Below are 19,895 nucleotides of genomic sequence, written 5' to 3' on the forward strand. Positions count from 1 at the left end.
TGATTAATTCTTCCTGCCAAATAAATTCATGTTTACCGAAACGGCTACGCCCGTTGAAGATAGTCTGGTATTTCCATAGCCTATATTCGTTAAAGGAATTTTCATAAAAGGTTTAGCACTGATGCTTAAATTATGATTGATTTTGTGCTGAAACTCTACACCAATATTGGCAATACCCAAATAATGTTGGTTTTCGTTTCTTATTTCGAAATCCTGAGGCCCCTGATAAGCGCCACTGTAAGAAAAACTATATTTCTCTTTTAACATTAAATAACTGGATAAACCGGTACTTACGGAAATGGAATTACGTCGGTTATCAAAAACTTTATAGTTTAAATTAATCGGAATATCCAATACATCACAGTTGGCATGGATATTTGATGGTGTTATGCCAAATACATAGTTTGTATTCGGTTTATATAACCTAAAATCCGAATTGTAAATTTTCTTTGCATAAGATGCCCCTGTAGTAACACTTAATTTTTTGGTTAGAATTACAGTTGCTTCCAGACCAAAACCGCCACTTAAGCTACTTTGCCCAGACTTTTGTACGCTAGTTAAATCGGGTGCCGCCAGTATACTTAATATCAATCGAGGCTTTCTCTTAAAAATTGGCGCATTAATTTTTGCCACCTTACCATAAGCGGGTTCAAATACAATGTTTTGTTCTTCAAATGCTATTGGTTCCGTTTCAGTCCTTATTTCGGGTTTATGGATTACATTAGCTAACTGGTTATTATCACGGCCAGCTTTCATAACTTTTGAGGAAATTGTTTGCGTAATTGATGTTCCATCTCCCTTTTGCGTATGGTCGGCCTGGTCTGTATTCTTATTACCAGCTAATAAGTTTTCTTCCGCATTTCCGGTAGAAGTGGTATCATCTGCTGGCTTTTTAATTAAATTTGGTTTATCATTTAAAGGTCTATCAGTATTTTTATCCTTTTCTGTCTTAGCTTTAACCAGATTGTTTTTAGATTGATCAGCGCTTGGTTTAGCCAATAAAAACACCACCAGCAACAAAGCAGCTATCGCAGCCACAGCAGTTAACCATATTAGTGGCACTACCCTCCTTTTTGGTGATGGATGCAACCTTTCCTCCAGATGATCCCAATCTAAATCATTAAAAGGAAGGTCAGGATTTTCCAATCCATCCTTAAATAATTTATCTATATCTTTTCCCTCTTTCATTGCGTATTTGTATTTAACCTTACCTGTAACAGGTTTCTGTCTACGTCCGAACTCCTTACCTGGTAAGTTTTCGTTTCCGTAGCTTTTAACATTTCCTGTAATTTTTGTCTTGCTTTAAACAGGTTAGATTTTGATGTACCTACCGAAATCCCAAGCATTTCGGCAATGTCTTCATGCGTATATCCATCTATGGCAAACAGGTTAAAAACGGTACGGTAACCCGGACTTAGTTGTTGCACCAGGGCCAGTAAATCCTGGTAAGCCAACTTATCATAAACAGAACTTACCTGCGCTACATTTTCATGATCAATAATATCTACGTGATCTGCAAATTTTAGATTAGCGCGATAATAATCAATCGCGGTATTGGTGATAATCCGACCTAGCCAGGGTAAAAAAGCTTTCGTAGGTTCATATTTGGCAATGTGCTTAAAAGCCTTAAAAAAGCCATCATTCAGTATTCCCGCGGCATCCAACCGATCGTTAGCATAGCGCAAACAGATACCCATAGCAAAGCTATAGAAATGTTGATATAGCGCTTTTTGACTATCTCTTTCATTTCTAATGCAGCCTTGAACATACTTTTGTATAAGAATGTCTTCTTTGTCGCGGTTAGCGGTCACAAACTCTCCTTTCAAAACACATTACGATGAGGAACAACGAAAGGTTGCTTCAAAAAATCAATTTTTCTAAAAATATTTTACAGTATTCATCTTGGTTTAAAAATCTTCATGATGGAAGCAACCATTTAAAACTTGTGGGCGTAATAGCAGCATATCAATTTTTATTAAAGTTAAAACTAAAAACAAAAATCTTATGCTAATCTACTTAAAAAGAAATCTATTGGCGGTACTTTGTATAGCTATAGTATTTACTGCCTGCAAAAAAAGCAGCTCAGACGAACCAACAACCCCACCTGTTAACAACAATAAAGGAATCCAATTGGCAACCGATGCCAAATTCGGATCAGTATTAACAGATAAAGACGGCAAAACCTTATACTTTTTTGCCAACGATGCTGCAGGTACACCAACCTGTATAGGTGGTTGCGAAACCACCTGGCCTCTTTATTATTCAGCCGATGCCAGTACAGACTTAAACCTGAACAAAACTGAAGTTGGTGAAGTTACCCGTGCTGATGGCCGTAAACAGAGTACTTATCGCGGATATCCGCTTTACTATTTTGCTGGCGATGCTGCAAAAGGTGAAATTAAAGGGGATGGTGTTGGTGGAATCTGGTTTGTAGCGAAGCCCGATTATTCGTTAATGTTAGCGAATGCGCAGTTAACAGGGAACAATATCAATTACACCAGTACTTATGCGGTTGGTGATGGAAAAACCATTTACTTAACCGATAGCAAAGGGCGTACTTTGTATGCTTTTGCACCAGACAAAAACGGTGTAAATACATACACCAGGAGTGCAGCTCAAGAAGGTATCTGGCCAGTGTATGAATCTGAATTGCTTAGTGTGCCCTCGGCCATTGCAAAAACTGATGTTGGCGTAATTACTATAGCCACAATAGGTAAAAAACAATTAACCTATAAAGGATGGCCATTATACTACTGGGCATCAGATGTAAAAAGAGGAGATAACCTGGGAATAGTAATTGGAAAAGGACCTGGATTAACTTGGCCGGTATTACAGTTAAACGCAACTGTTGCCCCTGCACAATAAAAACACTTGGGTTAGGCGGGTAGAATGGCCGGCTGTGTTTTCGCAGCCGGCCTTTTTTATACCTCTAATAAGGCTTGTTTAATTTTTTCAGCTGCTTCAGCCAATTCTTCATTGCTTGGCTTTAATTTTTCTTTGCTGAAATTCATATCACTCACGTTATTCATCGGAATTAAATGAATATGCGTATGCGGAACCTCGAGTCCAATTACCGAAACGCCCACTTTTTTGCAAGGAAATGCTATTTTAACACCCTTGGCTACAATTTTTGCAAACATCCACAAACCAACATACAGATCTTCATCCATATCGAAGACGTAATCCACTTCAATTTTCGGGATCACCAGCACATGGCCGGCCGTTAATGGAGAAACATCTAAAAATGCTAAATATTCTACTGTTTCAGCAACAACATGGGCAGGGATTTCGCCTGCAACGATTTTTGAAAAGATAGTCATTTGTGGTATAGGGTTTAGGGTGTGAGGCTTAGGGTTTTTATAGCGGAGGATATGCCTTAAGACTTAAACCCTCCACCTTCTGCCTTATCTGGAAATTTCGAGCACTTCAAACTGCATTTTGCCTGCCGGCACTTCGATTTCGGCAAATTCGCCTACCGATTTACCCAGCAAACCTTGTGCAATTGGCGATTTAACAGAAATTTTTCCGGTTTTTAGATCGGCTTCACTTTCTGCCACCAACTGGTAAGTCATGGTCGCACCGTTTTTAACATTTTTTATTTTTACAATAGATAATGCCAATACTTTTGATAAATCCAGCTTAGACTCATCAATTAAACGGGCATTTGCCAACGTATTTTTTAGTTTTGCTATTTTTGCTTCATGCAATCCCTGCGCTTCTTTTGCGGCATCGTATTCGGCATTCTCCGATAAATCACCTTTATCCCTTGCTTCTGCAATTGCTTTAGATATTAGCTGACGACCGGTGGTAGTTAAATAATGAACTTCCTCTTTCAATTTATCTAACCCTTCTTGGGTATAATATGTTACCTCTGTCATTGCTCTATTAATTTTATTCAAACGCCATAAAAAACAAACAAGACTATATAGTTGGTTTGCTACATAGTCTTGCTTCAATTATAACGAAGATAAAATGTGGAAATTACAAAAGCAAATAAAAGATTAACATTTAACGGAATTTTTAGATTTCAGCCCCCTTTTTTACATCAACCCGCTCACTTTAGAAACAAAATTAAGCCGATACGTAACATTCAATCATACACGTACTCAAAATCCAATCATTAGTTTTATTTTAGCTCAAATTATTCTTAAAAAATGAAAAAGTTATTTTCTATTGCTCTCCTCGTTTGCCTGAGTGGGTATACGGTTTCTGCACAGGAACTTTACATGCCCAGGAACATCAAAGCAGCCTATGCAAAAGGTACGCGTGCGATGAATGGGAAACCTGGCCCTAATTATTGGCAAAACCATGGTAAATACAACATGGATATTCAGGTAGATGCCGAAGCCAAAGTGGTTAGCGGTAAAGAGGAAATTTTATACAGCAACAACAGTTCCGATACCTTAAAAAATCTGGCCATCCGCTTTGTAAACAACTTACACAAACCCACCTCACCAAGAAGCGGTGCGGTAAGTGAAGATTTTTTAAGCACAGGCTTAGATATTAAGGCTTTTTGGATAGATGGCCAAAAATACAAAGTGGACAGCAAAAACTGGGGAACAGTTGGTAATGTAGCGCTGAAAAAGCCCTTATTGCCAAAATCGAAAATGACGGTCAAAATCGAGTGGGATTACCCCTTATCAAAAGAAAGCGGACGAGAGGGACAGATTGATCCAAACTCATTTTTTGTGGCTTACAGCTACCCCCGTATATCAGTATACGATGACTATAATGGCTGGGACCGCATTCCACACACGGATAGGGCTGAATTTTATAACGACTTTAACGATTACGAATTCACGATCAAAGCTCCTAAAAACTATGTAGTATATGCAACCGGAGATTTCCTGAATCCGGATGAAGTATTGCAACCGGAGATTTCTGCACGTTTAAAAAAATCATATAACGGTGATGAAGTCATCCATATTGCTACCGAACAGGAAATGAAAGATGGGAAGGTAACGCAACAAAAGGACTGGAACACCTGGAAATTCGCGGTAAACCACATTACCGATGTAACCTTTGCCTTAAGCAACCACTATGTTTGGGACGGTGCCAGCGTAATTGTAGATAAAAAAACCAATCGCCGTGCCAGTGCCCAGGCTGCTTATAACCCAACTACAGGAAAGGACTTTATCAATTCGGTTAAATACAATCTTAACGCGTTAGACTGGTTTTCGAACAATTGGCCGGGCATCCCCTATCCTTATGTAAAAACCATTGCTTTTCAGGGTTTTGCAGATATGGAGTATCCGATGATGGTGAACGATTCGCAATTTGGCGACCCTGTATTTGCACAACTGGTTCAGGACCACGAAGTGGCACATACTTATTTCCCATTTTATATGGGCATTAACGAAACCCGTTATGCCTACATGGATGAAGGCTGGGCCACCACATTCGAATATTTAATCGGCATTGCCGAGCATGGTAAACAGGCTGCTGATGATTTTTACAGGAAATTTAGAGTGAACAACTATATTAATGATAAATCTGCAGAAGAAGACCAACCTGTAATTTCAATGTCTGATCAGGTTTCTGGCGCAGGTTATGGCAATAATTCTTACGGTAAAGCTTCATTATCTTACCTGGCGCTTAAGGATATGCTGGGCGATGATTTATTTAAAAAAGCACTACATACCTATATGAGCAACTGGAATGGCAAGCATCCTATTCCATGGGATTACTTTAACTCTATGAATGCAGGTTCCGGGCAGAATTTAAACTGGTTTTTCCAAAACTGGTTCTTTACCAATAATTACCTCGATTTAGCCATTAGCAAAGTAACAACTGCAAAAGGAAAATCGACCGTAACGGTTAAAAATGTGGGCGGATTTGCCATTCCATTTGATATGATTGTGACCTATACCGATGGAAAAACCGAAACCATCCACAAAAGTCCGGCAGTTTGGAAAGCCAATCTAAAAGAGTTGAACATCTTGCTGAGTACTGCTAAAAAAGTAAAGTCAGTTACTTTGGATAATGGCATTTATGTAGATGCTACGCCGAAAGACAATGTTTGGGAAGCGAAATAGTTAACAGCTGGCAGTTTTCAGTTGGCAGTTATGAAACTGCCAACTGAAAACTGTTGATTAATAACTGATAACTGGCTGGTGTTTAACCGGGAAATTTAATGAATTGGCAATAAAACACATTTTATTGGCTTCATGATGCAGCGTTGCTGCAAGTTCATAATGAGCTTTATCAGCTATTAAAACCTGCGGATGAAGCGTAACTTCTTTAAATCTTCCGCTTCCATCAGCCAACTCTTCCATTGTACCTACTGCTTCATCTTTATAATCGATGACTACGATTTCGTTTTTAGAGCATAGATGCAAATACCAGAGCATGTGGCAGCTGGAAATTGATGCCAATAAGAGGTCTTCAGGGTTATATTTAGATTTATCACCTAAAAAGGTAGAATCTGAGGATCCGGAAATATTGGCTTTGCCTTTTACTGAAATTACATAATCACGATCGTACGAACGGTAATCCATTGTGCCCGAGCCTTTATTGCCCGTCCAGGTAACTGTGGTAGAATATAAGTGATCTTTCGGCATGATAAAATTGGTTAGATTATATAGCCAATTTAGAAAATAAAATGGAGATTTTCCTATTATTCGCCCTACTTTCAGACCTATGAAGTTTCGAAAACCTCATAGGTCTTTATAGGTGATGAATATTAATTTGAAAATCAGGGTTGGTGATGCTTCGGTTCCGAAAGCCCTGCTATCTCTCCAAGTCCTCGCGGCGCTCCGGGCTTTCCGTTCTATCAGGTTTAGTTAACAACAGTTTCCTGAGGTGGGGCAATGTCCTTGCCATTAAAGTTCGGAATACTGTCAACGAACCTTGCTAGGTCATGTTAGTTAAAAATTAAGCGCTTTCAATTTATCCGCTAAGACTTCCGAAATTTTACGGTACGAATCAAACGTCCAGCCACCAACATGCGGGGTTAAAATCACTTGATTATTATGCTTTAAATCATCGTACCAGGGCTGTTCGCCCAAGGCCGGGAATTTTTCCGTTTGCAGCACATCCAATCCAGCACCCAAAATTTTTCCGTTTTTAATTGCATTCAGCACTGCGGTGGTATTTACAATCTCTCCTCTGGCTGTATTGATAAAGAAAATCGGCTTTTTAAAATGAAAGAAATATTCGTCATCAACCATTTGTCTGGTTTCTGCTGTCAAAGGAATATGCAAACTCACTATATCGCTGTATTTTACAATTTCTTCCATACTCACCTCACGGGCAAAAGCATTAGAAAAGCCTGTTTTATACTTATCATAAGCCATTACATCAACCTCAAAACCAGCCAGCTTTCTGGCAAAACTTTGTCCCATAAAACCATAACCGATAATGCCAACCTTTTTCCCTTTCAATTCGTAACCGCGGTTTCCTTCCCGGTCCCAAACACCATTTCTAATTTCGGTATCGGCCCTGCGGAAGTTGTTCATTAACGATAAAAGCAAACCTATGGCATGTTCGCCAACAGCATCGCAGTTGCCTTCGGGTGCATTAATCAGTTCAATATTTCTTTCAAAGGCAATTTTATCATCAATATTATCCAAACCAGCCCCCGCCCGGGCCACAAATTTTAAATTTGTAGCAGCAGCAAAAATCTCGGCATCAATTCGAAATTTGGTACGTACGGCAATCCCCGTATAATCCTTTATTTTATCTAATGTTTGTTGGCGGGTAATCTGTGGTTCATCATCAACCTGGTAGCCCATGGCAACGGCCTGCTCTTTAAATGCAGGGTGCAGATCATCAACAATTAATATTTTTTTCATCTGTTCATTTATGCTCAATGTGATAAACAAAAGTAACATTTTGTAAATCGTTCAATTGTAATATTCGTTTATAGTTTTTATAAAACCAATAACCGCGAACGCTTAATTGAAAACGGCCACTAAGAAGCTTATCGCTAACTTTAAGGCGAATACTACCCCACAAAAATATTACTATAAAATACCTGTAATAAAATAGTTACGGCCCGTTTATTAAACTTAGTTGCCGTTACTTTGTCTCCCTTTATAAAAACACACGAAATTTTATTTTTAATGAGACTTTTACAATCAAGAACTATACAGATTACCCTTTTACTTTTAAGCTTATCATTTAACCTTTTCGCACAAACAGGCGGAAAGGCAAAAATTACCGGAGTACTTAAAGATGCAAAAACACAAGAAACCATTCCGTTTGCTACAGCAGTTTTAATAGATAAAGCGACGGCCAAAAACGCAAAAATAGCGCAAACCGATGTAAACGGTGCTTTTGTGATGACCGATATCCCTACAGGAACCTTTACTTTTAAAATTAGTTTTGTGGGTTACCAGACCATGGTGAGGGATAATGTAACGATAACAGCGAGCACAGGTACCTTAAATTTTGGCGACATTAAAATGAATACGGCGAAAGGTAATGTATTAAGCGAAATTACCATAACCGGGCAAAAACAGGGCATGCAAATGGGAATCGATAAAAAGATTTTCGCTGTAGATCAGAGCGTAATCAGCGAGGGCGGTTCTGCTGGCGATTTATTACAAAATGTTCCTTCTGTTTCTACCGATATGGATGGCAATGTGAGTTTACGTGGCTCTTCAGGTGTTAAAGTATTAATTGATGGAAAGCCATCTTTAATCGCTGGCGGCAATGTAGCACAAATCCTGCAATCTATCCCGGCCAGCTCTATTGAGAGTGTTGAAGTAATCACCAACCCATCAGCGAAATACGATGCCGAAGGCCAATCAGGTATTATTAATATTGTACTTAAGAAAAATACAAAACTTGGTTTTAACGGTTCAGTTGCTTTAACGGCAGGTAACCGCGATAACTATAATGCCAATACCAACTTAAGTTTTCAGAACAGCAAAGTGAATATTTATGGAAACTATGGCTATCGTTATGGCAATCGAGTTGGCGGTGGCTTTCAAGACATTACCTATAAATCAGATTCATTAAGAACAAGGTTTGCGAGCCAAAATACAGTTTCCAGCTCATTGGACAAAGGACACAATGCCAAAGCAGGCATAGATTATTATTTAGCACCAAAAAGTGTGATCAGCTTATCGGGTGGTTTTAACTCAAGAGAAAATGAACGCAATGAGCAGCTCGACATCAGGCAATTAGATAAAAACCAATTGCCGGTTCTGTTCAGCAACAGAACAAATAACACCGATGGTTTTGGATCAAGTTATGATGCAAATTTAGATTACGTACAGAAGTTTAAGAAACCGAAAGAAGAACTAACCTTTAATTTTGGTTATTCTTATGGTACCAACAATAATGATCAGTATTACAGTACCAATACTACTAACCGTAACGGCGTACCCCTTGATGAAACTTTGAGTTTACAGCGTGTATTTAATACCGGTAACAACACCAACTATAATATCCAAACGGATTATGCCTTGCCTGTGGGTAAAGCGGGTAAAATTGAAGTGGGTTACCGTAGCCAGATCCGCTTAGGAGAAAATGATCAATATGCAGATTCTATCCTGACCAATAGCAGTATCTATATCAGTAATAATAAATTAATCAATGGTTTTGATAGTAAAGACCAGGTGCATGCCCTATATTTCAATTACCAGAACCAGATTAAAGATTTTGGTTATCAAATAGGTTTACGGGGAGAAGATGCTCGTTTAGACACGCATTTAGAAGGCTACACGAATAATGTATTAACCACTGCCGAGGGAAATATCCACTACAAAAGGATATACCCAAGCGTATTCTTAACGCAGAAACTGAAAGGCGATAACCAGCTTCAACTAAGTTATACCCGTCGTGTAAACCGTCCACGTCCATGGGATACTAATCCATTTTTAGATGTTTCCGATCCATTAAACTATAGAGGTGGTAACCCGAATTTATTACCGGAAGATGTACACTCATTCGAACTGGGTTATAGCAAATACTGGAAAAAAGTAACCTTAACCTCAAGCTTGTATTTCCGTCAAACCAATGATGTGATTCAGCGCGTAAGAAGTACACCGGTTAATGGAATTATTACCTCAACCCCTCAAAATTTAACCAACCAGATTAATAGTGGTTTAGAATTAATTGGCCGTTTCGACCTGATTAAAGCTTTAAATTTCACCACAAACGTAAACCTGTACCAGGCAAAATTTGCTGGCGATGCACGGTTTGACATCCCATCAAGCAGTGGCTTTAGCTGGAACGCCAACCTGACCGGAAATTTAACTGTAGTTAAAAATTTATCGTTACAGGTGCGCGGCGATTACAGGGCTCCAGAAGTGATGGCACAGGGAAAACGCAATGCCATGTATGGAATTGATGGTGGGGCCAAATACGATTTCCCGAACAAAAAAGCGTCGTTAAGTTTCAATGTTAGAGATGTATTTAATACCAGAAGATGGAGCATGACCACTGAAGACAGAGCCACCATTGTTGATTTTGAACGCCAGTTTCAGGGAACGATGGGAAATTTAACTTTCTCTTACCGCTTTGGAAAAACTACCTTTACCGGCACGAATAAAAAGAAAAAAGAAGAGCAGGACAACCGCCCTGATGAAGGATCATTTTAATAACCAAGGTAACCCGTCATTTCGACCTCAGTGGAGAAATCTTTTAACATAGTTAAAGATTTCTCCATTTTATAATGCTCCAGCCGACACCTGATTCTGGTATAGCTTTTTATACATCAGTCAATTGAAGAAATCTTCATTTGGCACTATAAAATAAGATGATTGCTTATCTTGCGATCATGGAAGAAACTAACCCCTGGAGAACGCTGGAGAGCGAAGTAAAATACGATAACAACTGGATCCGTTTAACCGAACAACAGGTGATTAACCCATCTGGCGGGCAAGGAATTTACGGAACCGTTCATTTTAAGAACCTGGCCATAGGCATTCTTCCATTAGATGAAAACTACAATACCTGGCTGGTTGGTCAATACCGATATGCGTTAAATGCCTATAGCTGGGAAATTCCCGAAGGCGGAGGGCCACTCCATGAAGAACCATCAGAAAGTGCAAGAAGAGAATTACTGGAAGAAACGGGGATGAGTGCCCGAAATTGGAAAGAGATCCAAAGGATGCATCTTTCTAACTCTGTAAGCGACGAATTAAGCATCATCTATATCGCCACCGATCTTATTCAAGGTATTGCCATGCCTGAAGAGACAGAACAGCTCGTTGTAAAAAAATTGCCCTTCAGCGAGGTTTACCAAATGGTGTTAGATGGGAAAATTACAGACTCGATGAGTGTAGCTGCAATTTTAAAAGCGAAGCTTATGCTGATAAATGGGGAATTGTAATGACCATAACCACCAAATGTTCCTAACGGAACATAAAAAATATTACATATTTTTCTACCCAGCATATGTCCCGATGGGACATTTTTCAGATAGAATACACTTGATAAAATTATTATTCCCTCCAAACATCTCAGCAATTTCTTATACCGATCCGGAGGAAAAATTCTTTGTACAAAAATAATACGGTTAGCATTTTGTTCCGCAGGAACATTTTGTGTTAACAAAGGCCTAGGATTTGGTAAAAGCAGAAAATTTATAATTTAATTCAAAATTAAAAAAAGCATTTCAATACCTTTTAACAGACCTAATTTTTTAAAGTTCGAAGACATAACAGGATTGCGGATACACCTCAGCAATTTCTTATGCTGTTCCGTAGGAACAAATCCTTGGTAGAAAAAATAATACAATCAGGATTTTCGTTCCGTAGGAACGTTTCGTGTAAATAAAAAGGCTTTGGATTTAATAAAATCAGAAAATAATTTTTAATTTAATCAAAGATTACCGTACATCACATTTTTAAAGGCCTTGTTTAAATCGCTGACGTAATCCCAAAAAAAATTAAATCATCCTAAAATTTAAAGTTCATAAGAACAAATTCTAGCTAGGAATTTTAGTTCCAGAAGAAAATTGATATTGATTTAATTTATAATACCATGCCAAATACATACACCCAATTGCATATTCAATTTGTGTTTGCAGTTAAATTCAGGGCTGCATTAATCAAAGCAGATTGGAAAGAAAGGCTCCTGAAGTATATTACCGGAATATTTCAGGCGAATAACCATAAAATGATCCAGATTAATTGTATGCCCGATCATATACACATTTTTATCGGCATGCGTCCGCACCAATCTATTTCTAGCTTGATCCAAAATGTAAAAACTGAAAGTTCTAAGTGGATAAACGGCCAGGGATTCTGCTCAGGAAAATTTGCCTGGCAAGAAGGCTATGGTGCATTTTCCTATTCAAAAAGCCATATCCAACAGGTTATTCAATATATCCAAAACCAGGAACAACACCATAAAAAGAAGACCTTTTTAGAGGAATACAGCAACTTCTTAAAAATGTTTGAGATCGAATATGAAGAAAAATACATCTTCAAAGAACCAGAATAATTTATTATTATCTTTGCCACGTATTAATCAACCAGATGAGCAAGCTTTTCGGATATATTTTAAGTCCTATATTTTATTTTTTATTTGGATTAACCCTTTGCATCTTCCACCCGATACAATGGCTTTGTTTTAAGCTTTTTGGCTATAAGGCACATAAGGTTTCAGTAGATCTCCTTAATTTTTTTCTTACCTATTGCCAGATTTTCCTTTTTAATTCAATTCGTTTTAAAAACGAATACGAACTGCCGACAGACAGGCCTATTATTTTTGCAGCAAACCACCAAAGCATGTACGATATTCCCTCGTTAATTTGGTTCCTAAGAAAATACAGCGCAAAATTTATTTCTAAAATCGAGCTGACCAAAGGCATTCCATCAATATCTATTAACCTGCGTTTGGGTGGTGGAGCAAACATCAACCGGAAAGATAACAAGCAGGCCATTTCTGAAATTATCAAACTTGGCCGCAGAATGAAAGAACATAATTGGAGCACCGTTATTTTCCCGGAAGGAACCCGGGCAAAAGACGGACAATTGAAAACATTCCAATTTGGCGGTATTGCTACCCTATTAAAAGTAGTGCCTAATGCTTTAATCGTTCCGGTGGCCATAGAAAACTCATGGAAAATTGTCCGCTTTGGCATGTTCCCTTTAACCACAGGTCATGCTTTAAAATGGACCGTTTTAAAGCCGATAGAACCGGGCGTAAAATCAGCAAACGATATTACTTTGGAAGTCGAAAACGAAATCAGGAAAGTTCTGGGCCAGCCGATGGCACAGCCAGCTACGTTATAATTTTATTAATCTCATTAAGGATTCTTCGATTCCGACAGCATAGACAGGTTTCCATAGAATGATCGTCATCTCTGTAGTGCAGCGAAATGGAAATATCTACCTAAACAGATTTCTCGACTGCGTTGCACTCCGCTCGAAATGACGATTTTTTGGTTAGGTGCTCGGTATTTCTGTGAATCTGTGGCAACAAAATGGTTAAACCGGTTAAGCGCTAACGCCAATCGCTCTAAATATTCTTATTTCCAATCACCCTAAAAAATTCATCGCGGTAAGTATCGCCTACAGGAATAATTTTCTGGTTAATGGTGATGCGGCTACGCTCAATACTTTCAATCTTATCAACCGCTACAATATAAGATTTATGCACGCGGATAAACTGACTTTGAGGCAAAGCTTCTTCCATCTTTTTCATGCTCTGCAGGGTAATTACACGCTCATCCTTGGTAAAAATTGAAATGTAATCCTTTAAGCCTTCAATAAATAAAATATCGTGCAGGTAGATTTTTTGAATTTTATGTTCCGTTTTCACGAAAATATAATCCTGAACCGGGTTTGGTGAGCCCGAAAATGGTGCAGGTGTAACAATGGGTTGTGCTACACTGGCAGGAACTTCAACCGGTTTTACCTGATTATGTACTTTTTCTACCGCTTTATAAAAACGATCAAATGCAATAGGTTTTAACAAATAATCAGAAACATTGAGGTCGTAACTTTCCAAAGCATACTGTGGGTAAGCGGTAGTTAATATATAGTGGCATTTATTGCCGGCGATTTTTAAAAACTGGATTCCGGTTAATTCGGGCATCTGAATATCCAAAAACACCAAATCAATTCCACCACCCTGAACAATCTGCAAAGCTTCAATAGGGTTTTCGCACCTTTTAACCATAGTTAAAAAAGGTACCTTAGAAATATAATCCTGTAAAATATCAAGCGCTAAAGGCTCATCATCAACAACAATACAGTTTAGGTTCATTTTAGGTTATTATTTTAATTAATGATTTTATCCGGTTTATGTTTGGCTATCGCGGATTATATGTCAATCATCAGTTCACAGGTATAATGAGTAGCCGAATTTACAACATTTAATTTATATCTATCAGGATAAACTAATTGTAACCGCCGTTCTACATTGGTTAAACCAACCCCACCCTGGGCATCTTTATTCTGTTGGTTCTTTTTATTCACTACACTAAAATGCAAAATCTTCTGGTTGGCAATGATATTGATCTTTACGGGTTCTGCCGGATCGGTTACTACGCCATGTTTAAATGCATTTTCTACAAAAGAAATTAGCATCAAAGGAACAATTTTCTGATTATCAATCTCGCCGTTTAAAGTGAGTTCGATATAGGCACCATCTTTAAACCGTATTTTTTGCAGTTCGATATAACTGGTTAAATAATCTACTTCCTTGCTTAAGGCAACTGTGGGCGTATTGCTTTCATAAATCATGTACCGCATAATCTCAGAAAGCTTCATAATCGCATCAGCTGTTTTATCTGATTTTTGATAAGCCAGTGAATAGATATTATTAAGCGAGTTGAAAAGAAAATGTGGATTTAGCTGCGACTTCAAAAACTGAAGTTCCATCTCACGGCGCTCACTTTCCAGGTTCCGTTGTATCCGCTCACTTGCAAACCAATCAATAGTAAATTTGATAATACAGCTACAAATTAAGAAAAAGCCGGATAGAAAAGTAACCATAATCACAAAACTATGTACCGGTATCTCCATTCGTTTACCTTTAGCACTAACGTTGGTCAATACATCATCCGGATACAAAACCGCAATTGCTGTTTTAGCCACAACAGAAACTGCAATCAACGATAGGAATGCCAGTACATAGATAAAATACTTCTTCCTTTTTTTGATTAGTTCGGGGATTAAGAAAATGTAATTAATATAGAAAATAGAAATATTTATTATTCCGTATGCGATATAGCTGATAAAATAGTCCTTGGCGGTATGTATTGAAGTATCAAAAATATTTACCCCAACAATTAGCATAACGATAATTGCCCAGAAAATAGCGTGCAATATTAAAGGACCCTTACTTTGTTTCATTAGAAATATATTAATGGTTATGAAGAATATATAGAATCATATCCTATCATGCTCACAAAATAAATAAAGTTTTATCGATTTACTTACACAATCTACCAACGGGCATTTTTTTTCTACGAACGGTCCAAAAGGCAAATTTTATCGACAAACGCCAAAAATGTTCTGTTGATCTAGAATCTTGAACACTTGGTATAATAGATTTTAGCAGGTTATTTTTCTTGAGTTTCTTTGAATCATCAAAACGAAAACAAAATGAAAACATCATCAGCAATCAACTTAAAAAATCAAACAGTAATTACTGATGGTCTTTTCACAATCTCTCAAATAAAACTATCGATCATGAAAAAGTTAGCAAACACATCGCCATTTTTACTTTTATTAGTACCAGTATTTATGATGATTATTTTAACACTTACCGTTAACACCAATCAGAATGATGCAGAAATAGTTGTAAAACCTACAAAAACAACTGGTTCTATGGTGAAACAGGCAACTGCTATTTTCAAATAGGTGTAATGGGTAATTACGCTATCGAAACCGTAGGTCTAAACTTTAACTTCGGCAACCAGACAATAGTAAAAGATTTATCTTTACAAGTACCGAATGGAAGCATATACGGGTTTTTAGGCCCAAATGGCGCTGGTAAAACAACCACCATAAAAATCCTACTAAACCTATTGAAGTCACCGTCCGATCAGGTATTTATATTTGGTAAAGAAATAAACAGCAACCGTATAGCGATTCTTAAACGTATAGGTGCATTAGTAGAACAACCGGCCATTTATGGTCATTTAACCGGAAAAGAAAACCTGGTTAACCGTTGTATCCTACTGGGTATTAAAAAAGCAAAGGCCGATGAAATGCTGTCGCTGGTAGGGTTAGCAGAAGCAGCAAATAAAAAAGCTAACAAATATTCGCTAGGCATGAAACAACGGCTGGGCATTGCGCAGGCACTAATTTCAGATCCAGAATTACTCTTACTTGATGAACCTACCAATGGATTGGACCCAAATGGGATTATTGAGGTTCGTAACCTCATGATCGATCTAGCCACAAAACACCAAAAAACAATACTGGTTTCAAGCCATCTATTAGCAGAAATAGAAAGAACAGCAACTCATGTTGGCATTATAAATAAAGGCCAGTTATTATTTCAGGGTACAATTAACGAACTTCATTTATTGAGCAAACCCATGCTTGAAATCGAAGTCGACAATATCGAAAGCGCAAGCACCCTATTAATAAAGCAGGGATATGAAGTTACCACAAAAACGGAGAAGGTAATTAGTGTACTATTTGTGTCTTCACAAAAAAGCGGAGAACTAAATACATTATTAATCCAGAACGGTTTTACGGTGAGCAGTCTATATCAGCAACGAAAAGATCTCGAAAATTTATTCCTGGATATCACTAACACCAATTAACATGCACGCTCTTTATATTTCCTTAGTATCAGAATATTACAAATCCAGAAAAACCTTAGCCTTTTGGGCTGCCATATTATTACCCCTTATTATTTGTGGATTAATCAGCGCTGGTTTTTATAACAATGCTGAAAAAATCATTGCTAACCACTACCCTCCAATGCTCTTATGGGCACAATATAGCGGCGCAGCACTAGGCGTAATGGGATTCTTAATCATGCCTTTCTACGTTATTTTTATGGCTTTTTCGGTCAATAATATCGAACATAAGAACGATACATGGAAAATGTTATTTGCCCAACCACTCAATAAATTTTCAATTTATGCAGCAAAATACCTATACGCTATATTGTTAATATTCATTTGCTTGTTTTTATTTGCTGCACTTACTTATGCATTTGGAAATTTACTACAGGTACTGGTTCCTACGTTTAATTTTAATCAATATAACCCATTAGATATCCTGATTAACGCTTACGCTAAATTATTTTTAGCTTCTTTGGGCATTTTATCGCTACAATTTATATTGAGTTTGTTATGGAGCGATTTCCTTAAACCAATGGGGATTGGCTTTGTAGGCACCATTATGGGCATTATTGCTGCCAATGTAGGCTGGAAGTACGCTTACCTGATTCCCTATTCTTTGCCAACGCTTGCTTCAAGAATATCTAAAGTAAAAAAAGGCATGGATCCCTTAGCTTTCTCTATTTTTACACAAGAAATATGGACAAGTTTAATCTATGCTTCAGTTCTTTTCATCATCGGCTATTTTATTGTAACCAAAAAGAGCATAAAGTAAGTGCCATAGTAAACATACCCACAAATAAAAGCCTGCTGATTTGACTTTAGGATCAAATAGCAGGCTTTCTTGTTTAGACTGAGAGGTTATATGTATTTTTTACGCTTATAGAGATAATATTTTTTCTTTGAAAGCCCAGACAATTAATTGATAAGAGTTTTTAAGATCTAATTTTCTCACCATATTTCTTCGGTGCGTATTAACCGTGTGCTCGCTGATAAAAAGCATTGAACCAATTTCTTTGCTATTGTACCCCCTTGATAACAGATGTACAATTTCGACTTCCCTTTCACTAATCGCCCCATGATTTTCCTGCAATAGGATATTATTCATCATTTTTGAGAGAATTAATTAGTTTCTAATAATCAGCCTTTATCAAAACAGACTTATTTTGATATCAGTTTAAAATGTTTGTTTTATAGGGTAGACAGCCTTCATTATTTACAATAACAAACTATTCCTCGCTATTGTATACCAAAATTAGTGGACAAACCCAATATAATGCGAGTGTAAATCGCCCTAAATTAAAGGGTGTTTTTACGGTATTTATTTGCAAATACTTCTTGATAGATCATTAATTATTATCGATTTTTAGGCCTTTACAAACAAACCCTTTAAATTTTATGAGCGAAAAATTAAATATGGAACCTATCGACCCGAAGGTTGCAAAGGCTATGGTTATTGCCTATGCCAAAGATGGTATGACCCCTTCAGAATCTTACACAAAGGCAGTATGGTTTCCTGCTGAACAGATTTTGGACATCGCAAAATCAATGAGCGAAGGCAAATATGATGGATTAAGAATTTATTTTGCACAATATTTAGAAGGAGCGATCGATGGTGTTCCTGAATCATACGAAGGTAAAAATACTTTATTGTTGGTACCAACTACATCAAAAGTGGGTAATGGCAATGGAGGAGAGGACCACGAAGATGATTTGGACAATATTGGAAACCGCGGACAGGGCTGCCCTGACCAGTGCAATGGTACGACCTTATGACAATGAGGTATTTATCGCCCATATTTATAGCAGAGGTTATTTGCTTTATAGTCGCACTCGCTATAATATGGAAAGATAAAAATGCTTTTGGAAAAGTAATCACTTGTTATTTAGCTATTGCGCTCGTTACAGAGGAGGCTGCAGCCTATTTAGCCATAAGAGGAATACACAATTTATGGCTATTTAACATTTATATTATTTTTGAAATCAGCGCAATATTATATGGTCTATACCATTGCATAAAAAAATATGTTAGTGCCAAGCCTATATTTCTGATAAGCTTGGGCACTATAATACTCACCTATATTTTCTTTTTAGTTACTCAATCTTTTTCACATTTAAATACGGTTACAATTACTGTAATGTCGGTGATTTTCACACTTTTTTGCCTTTACTATTATTACTTGCTCTTAAAAGATGAAAGCTTTATTGAGATTCGCACACATCCTGAATTTTGGTGGGTTACAGGCGTTTTGTTTTATTACTTCGGAAGTACCATGTCAAATCTTTTTGATGGATTATTTACCGTTAAACTTATAGGCTTTGCTACCCTGAGGTATTGCATTTATATCATATTAAACCTGATTTTATATAGCTGTTGGTTATATTCCTTTATATGCAGAATGAAACAACGAAAATTGCACTCTTAGTAGCCATTGCTACACTAATATTTCTACTCGTACCCGTATTTTTGATTTTATACATCAGATCGTACAACCGGCATAAAAAGAATCATTTTCTGGAAAAGCAGAATATGCAGCAGAAATTTGAGTCTGAGATGCTTCAAACTCGTGTGGAGGTACAGGACCAGACCATGCAGAGCATCGCGACCGAATTACATGACAATGTTGGCCAGTTGCTCAGTCTTACCACCTTAACGCTAAACTCCGTAAATGTAAACGATGAAGAGAAGGCCAGAAAGAAAATCGACAATTCACTGGCACTTGTTAACAAATCCATTAAAGAATTAAGGGAGCTAGCCAAGCTATTACATGGTGAACAACTGGTAGAGAGCGGCATTGGCCATGCCATAGACCAGGAAATTAACTGGCTTAACAAGGCAGGAACATATGAACTAAAAGTGAATAATCATTTGGTAGATCTGCAGATCACTTCCCCTGATAAAGATTTGATCATTCTTCGTTTATTGCAGGAAATCATCAACAACATTATTAAACATGCGCAGGCAAAACAGATACATATTGATACGTATCTTGAGAAAAATAAATTACATTTAAAGGTAGCGGATAATGGTATAGGGTTTGACCCAAATGAAATGAAGATGAAAAAATCTGGGATGGGATTAAATTCTATTTACAAAAGAATTGAGATGATCAATGGAAAATTAGTCCTAAATTCGGCTCCTGGCGAAGGTACGTCTATTTCAATTGAAATCCCCTACCCCTAAATT

Annotated in this window: 20 protein-coding genes; 11 read left to right on the plus strand and 9 right to left on the minus strand. The window is 37.5% G+C overall.

Annotation, left to right across the window (positions count from 1 at the left end; genetic code table 11):
• Positions 1–3 precede the first annotated feature (3 nt).
• Entirely contained in the window at positions 4–1,188 is a 1,185-nt protein-coding gene (locus BLR60_RS19570; RefSeq protein ID WP_090502928.1) for a porin family protein, read from the minus strand.
• The gene (locus BLR60_RS19575; RefSeq protein WP_244155706.1) at positions 1,185–1,826 is read right to left on the minus strand and encodes an RNA polymerase sigma factor; all 642 of its coding nucleotides are present in this window, start codon (positions 1,824–1,826) and stop codon (positions 1,185–1,187) included. The genes BLR60_RS19570 and BLR60_RS19575 overlap by 4 nt, the downstream gene beginning before the upstream one ends.
• Before the next feature lie 178 nt (positions 1,827–2,004).
• Between BLR60_RS19575 and BLR60_RS19580 the strand changes: the two genes are divergently transcribed.
• The gene (locus tag BLR60_RS19580; protein ID WP_090502930.1) at positions 2,005–2,865 is read left to right on the plus strand and encodes a hypothetical protein; all 861 of its coding nucleotides are present in this window, start codon (positions 2,005–2,007) and stop codon (positions 2,863–2,865) included.
• Positions 2,866–2,921: 56 nt separating this feature from the next.
• Here the strand turns inward: BLR60_RS19580 and BLR60_RS19585 are convergent, their stop codons facing one another.
• Together BLR60_RS19585 and greA are read right to left on the minus strand one after the other, a co-directional pair.
• Positions 2,922–3,320 carry an HIT family protein gene (locus BLR60_RS19585; RefSeq protein WP_090502933.1) on the minus strand — a complete coding sequence of 133 codons (399 nt, stop codon included), beginning with the start codon at positions 3,318–3,320 and terminating at the stop codon, positions 2,922–2,924.
• 84 nt (positions 3,321–3,404) lie between these two features.
• Positions 3,405–3,878, minus strand: coding sequence for a transcription elongation factor GreA (gene greA / locus BLR60_RS19590; protein ID WP_010603520.1), 474 nt, complete (start codon positions 3,876–3,878; stop codon positions 3,405–3,407).
• A 276-nt stretch (positions 3,879–4,154) separates the two neighbouring features.
• On the opposite strand from greA, the gene BLR60_RS19595 reads away from it, so the two are divergent.
• The gene (locus BLR60_RS19595) at positions 4,155–6,035 is read left to right on the plus strand and encodes a M1 family metallopeptidase (RefSeq protein ID WP_090502935.1); all 1,881 of its coding nucleotides are present in this window, start codon (positions 4,155–4,157) and stop codon (positions 6,033–6,035) included.
• Positions 6,036–6,092: 57 nt separating this feature from the next.
• On the opposite strand, the gene BLR60_RS19600 is transcribed toward BLR60_RS19595, so the two are convergent.
• Together BLR60_RS19600 and BLR60_RS19605 are read right to left on the minus strand one after the other, a co-directional pair.
• Positions 6,093–6,560 (minus strand): OsmC family protein, encoded by a 468-nt coding sequence (locus BLR60_RS19600; RefSeq protein WP_090502938.1) that lies wholly within the window; start codon positions 6,558–6,560, stop codon positions 6,093–6,095.
• Positions 6,561–6,866: 306 nt separating this feature from the next.
• The gene (locus BLR60_RS19605; RefSeq protein WP_090503037.1) at positions 6,867–7,793 is read right to left on the minus strand and encodes a 2-hydroxyacid dehydrogenase; all 927 of its coding nucleotides are present in this window, start codon (positions 7,791–7,793) and stop codon (positions 6,867–6,869) included.
• Positions 7,794–8,063: 270 nt separating this feature from the next.
• On the opposite strand from BLR60_RS19605, the gene BLR60_RS19610 reads away from it, so the two are divergent.
• From BLR60_RS19610 to BLR60_RS19625, 4 genes are all read left to right on the plus strand, one after another.
• Positions 8,064–10,550 carry a TonB-dependent receptor gene (locus BLR60_RS19610; RefSeq protein WP_090502940.1) on the plus strand — a complete coding sequence of 829 codons (2,487 nt, stop codon included), beginning with the start codon at positions 8,064–8,066 and terminating at the stop codon, positions 10,548–10,550.
• A 179-nt stretch (positions 10,551–10,729) separates the two neighbouring features.
• On the plus strand, positions 10,730–11,284 hold the full coding sequence (locus tag BLR60_RS19615) for an NUDIX domain-containing protein (protein ID WP_090503039.1): 555 nt from the start codon (positions 10,730–10,732) through the stop codon (positions 11,282–11,284).
• A 653-nt stretch (positions 11,285–11,937) separates the two neighbouring features.
• Positions 11,938–12,399 carry an IS200/IS605 family transposase gene (tnpA, locus tag BLR60_RS19620; protein WP_090502942.1) on the plus strand — a complete coding sequence of 154 codons (462 nt, stop codon included), beginning with the start codon at positions 11,938–11,940 and terminating at the stop codon, positions 12,397–12,399.
• 35 nt (positions 12,400–12,434) lie between these two features.
• Positions 12,435–13,193: a lysophospholipid acyltransferase family protein gene (locus BLR60_RS19625; protein ID WP_090502944.1), complete on the plus strand. Its 759-nt coding sequence runs from the start codon at positions 12,435–12,437 to the stop codon at positions 13,191–13,193.
• Between the two features lie 226 nt (positions 13,194–13,419).
• On the opposite strand, the gene BLR60_RS19630 is transcribed toward BLR60_RS19625, so the two are convergent.
• Entirely contained in the window at positions 13,420–14,169 is a 750-nt protein-coding gene (locus tag BLR60_RS19630) for a LytR/AlgR family response regulator transcription factor (protein ID WP_090502946.1), read from the minus strand.
• A gap of 56 nt (positions 14,170–14,225) precedes the next feature.
• Positions 14,226–15,260 carry a sensor histidine kinase gene (locus BLR60_RS19635; protein ID WP_244155707.1) on the minus strand — a complete coding sequence of 345 codons (1,035 nt, stop codon included), beginning with the start codon at positions 15,258–15,260 and terminating at the stop codon, positions 14,226–14,228.
• Positions 15,261–15,512: 252 nt separating this feature from the next.
• Here BLR60_RS19635 and BLR60_RS19640 point away from each other — a divergent pair, with 252 nt between their 5' ends.
• From BLR60_RS19640 to BLR60_RS19650, 3 genes are read left to right on the plus strand one after another with little or no spacing between them, the layout of a single operon-like run.
• A complete protein-coding gene (locus BLR60_RS19640) occupies positions 15,513–15,770 on the plus strand; it encodes a hypothetical protein (RefSeq protein WP_090502949.1) in 258 nt (85 codons plus the stop codon).
• A 5-nt stretch (positions 15,771–15,775) separates the two neighbouring features.
• A complete protein-coding gene (locus BLR60_RS19645; RefSeq protein WP_090502952.1) occupies positions 15,776–16,684 on the plus strand; it encodes an ABC transporter ATP-binding protein in 909 nt (302 codons plus the stop codon).
• A 1-nt stretch (position 16,685) separates the two neighbouring features.
• Positions 16,686–17,483, plus strand: a complete 798-nt coding sequence (locus BLR60_RS19650) for an ABC transporter permease (RefSeq protein WP_090502955.1) — start codon at positions 16,686–16,688, stop codon at positions 17,481–17,483.
• Positions 17,484–17,588: 105 nt separating this feature from the next.
• On the opposite strand, the gene BLR60_RS19655 is transcribed toward BLR60_RS19650, so the two are convergent.
• The gene (locus tag BLR60_RS19655) at positions 17,589–17,819 is read right to left on the minus strand and encodes a response regulator transcription factor (RefSeq protein WP_090502957.1); all 231 of its coding nucleotides are present in this window, start codon (positions 17,817–17,819) and stop codon (positions 17,589–17,591) included.
• A 287-nt stretch (positions 17,820–18,106) separates the two neighbouring features.
• Between BLR60_RS19655 and BLR60_RS19660 the strand changes: the two genes are divergently transcribed.
• Both BLR60_RS19660 and BLR60_RS19670 read left to right on the plus strand, forming a co-directional pair.
• Positions 18,107–18,484: a hypothetical protein gene (locus tag BLR60_RS19660; protein WP_090502959.1), complete on the plus strand. Its 378-nt coding sequence runs from the start codon at positions 18,107–18,109 to the stop codon at positions 18,482–18,484.
• Between the two features lie 616 nt (positions 18,485–19,100).
• Entirely contained in the window at positions 19,101–19,892 is a 792-nt protein-coding gene (locus BLR60_RS19670; protein WP_090502964.1) for a sensor histidine kinase, read from the plus strand.
• Positions 19,893–19,895 lie beyond the last annotated feature (3 nt).

The organism is Pedobacter terrae (assembly GCF_900100705.1).
GTDB lineage: Bacteria > Bacteroidota > Bacteroidia > Sphingobacteriales > Sphingobacteriaceae > Pedobacter > Pedobacter terrae.

What these genes read in the sequence shown, in the direction of transcription:
- BLR60_RS19570 (WP_090502928.1), bottom strand. Translation starts at nt 1,188, where the DNA reads ATGAAAGAGGGAAAAGATATAGATAAATTATTTAAGGATGGATTGGAA.
- BLR60_RS19580 (WP_090502930.1), top strand. Translation starts at nt 2,005, where the DNA reads ATGCTAATCTACTTAAAAAGAAATCTATTGGCGGTACTTTGTATAGCT.
- BLR60_RS19585 (WP_090502933.1), bottom strand. Translation starts at nt 3,320, where the DNA reads ATGACTATCTTTTCAAAAATCGTTGCAGGCGAAATCCCTGCCCATGTT.
- greA (WP_010603520.1), bottom strand. Translation starts at nt 3,878, where the DNA reads ATGACAGAGGTAACATATTATACCCAAGAAGGGTTAGATAAATTGAAA.
- BLR60_RS19595 (WP_090502935.1), top strand. Translation starts at nt 4,155, where the DNA reads ATGAAAAAGTTATTTTCTATTGCTCTCCTCGTTTGCCTGAGTGGGTAT.
- BLR60_RS19600 (WP_090502938.1), bottom strand. Translation starts at nt 6,560, where the DNA reads ATGCCGAAAGATCACTTATATTCTACCACAGTTACCTGGACGGGCAAT.
- BLR60_RS19605 (WP_090503037.1), bottom strand. Translation starts at nt 7,793, where the DNA reads ATGAAAAAAATATTAATTGTTGATGATCTGCACCCTGCATTTAAAGAG.
- BLR60_RS19610 (WP_090502940.1), top strand. Translation starts at nt 8,064, where the DNA reads ATGAGACTTTTACAATCAAGAACTATACAGATTACCCTTTTACTTTTA.
- BLR60_RS19615 (WP_090503039.1), top strand. Translation starts at nt 10,730, where the DNA reads ATGGAAGAAACTAACCCCTGGAGAACGCTGGAGAGCGAAGTAAAATAC.
- tnpA (WP_090502942.1), top strand. Translation starts at nt 11,938, where the DNA reads ATGCCAAATACATACACCCAATTGCATATTCAATTTGTGTTTGCAGTT.
- BLR60_RS19625 (WP_090502944.1), top strand. Translation starts at nt 12,435, where the DNA reads ATGAGCAAGCTTTTCGGATATATTTTAAGTCCTATATTTTATTTTTTA.
- BLR60_RS19630 (WP_090502946.1), bottom strand. Translation starts at nt 14,169, where the DNA reads ATGAACCTAAACTGTATTGTTGTTGATGATGAGCCTTTAGCGCTTGAT.
- BLR60_RS19635 (WP_244155707.1), bottom strand. Translation starts at nt 15,260, where the DNA reads ATGAAACAAAGTAAGGGTCCTTTAATATTGCACGCTATTTTCTGGGCA.
- BLR60_RS19640 (WP_090502949.1), top strand. Translation starts at nt 15,513, where the DNA reads ATGAAAACATCATCAGCAATCAACTTAAAAAATCAAACAGTAATTACT.
- BLR60_RS19645 (WP_090502952.1), top strand. Translation starts at nt 15,776, where the DNA reads ATGGGTAATTACGCTATCGAAACCGTAGGTCTAAACTTTAACTTCGGC.
- BLR60_RS19650 (WP_090502955.1), top strand. Translation starts at nt 16,686, where the DNA reads ATGCACGCTCTTTATATTTCCTTAGTATCAGAATATTACAAATCCAGA.
- BLR60_RS19655 (WP_090502957.1), bottom strand. Translation starts at nt 17,819, where the DNA reads ATGATGAATAATATCCTATTGCAGGAAAATCATGGGGCGATTAGTGAA.
- BLR60_RS19660 (WP_090502959.1), top strand. Translation starts at nt 18,107, where the DNA reads ATGAGCGAAAAATTAAATATGGAACCTATCGACCCGAAGGTTGCAAAG.
- BLR60_RS19670 (WP_090502964.1), top strand. Translation starts at nt 19,101, where the DNA reads ATGCAGAATGAAACAACGAAAATTGCACTCTTAGTAGCCATTGCTACA.